Annotated in this window: 1 protein-coding gene and 1 pseudogene; one reads left to right on the forward strand and one right to left on the reverse strand. The window is 38.8% G+C overall.

Going from position 1 to position 533, the window contains the following annotated elements:
- Positions 1–305: pseudogene (locus MOC09_RS20100) on the forward strand (ABC transporter permease); the annotation flags it as partial.
- A 91-nt stretch (positions 306–396) separates the two neighbouring features.
- Here MOC09_RS20100 and cspB read toward each other — a convergent pair.
- Positions 397–533, reverse strand: a 137-nt coding sequence (cspB, locus tag MOC09_RS20105; RefSeq protein ID WP_268371698.1) for a cold shock-like protein CspB, incomplete at its 5' end; no start/stop codon positions are given.

Consider the following 533-nt stretch of genomic DNA (forward strand, 5'->3'; position numbering starts at 1 on the left):
CTGCTTTAATGATCGCAACGATGGCATTTATGCTGTCGGCTGTTTTTAGAAACAGCTCACTTGCAGTAGGCTTTTCCATCTTTTTATTGGTAACGGGTACGACAGCCACTGCATTTATTGCGATGAAGTTTGATTGGGCAAAGTATATTTTATTTGCCAATGTCAGTTTAATGCAATATGTAGAGGGGACACCGTTAGTAGAAGGGATGACAATGACTTTCTCCGTTATTATGCTGGTGATTTACTTTATTATCTTCCTGTTGCTTGCTTTCGGAACCTTCATGAAACGGGATATTGCAAACTAATGAAAAAAGCTGTTTTGCTTAAGCAAAACAGCTTTTTTATCGAAATAAAAACTGCAGGTTTTCACCTGCAGTTTTGCATATCAATTTATGCTTACGCTTCTTTAGTTACGTTAGCAGCTTGTGGTCCGCGGTTACCTTCAACGATTTCGAAAGAAACAGCTTGGCCTTCTTCTAAAGTTTTGAAGCCTTCGCCTTGAATAGCAGAGAAATGAACGAATACATCGTCTT

Origin of the sequence: Bacillus sp. N12A5 (assembly GCF_026790125.1) — a bacterium.
GTDB lineage: Bacteria > Bacillota > Bacilli > Bacillales > Bacillaceae > Bacillus.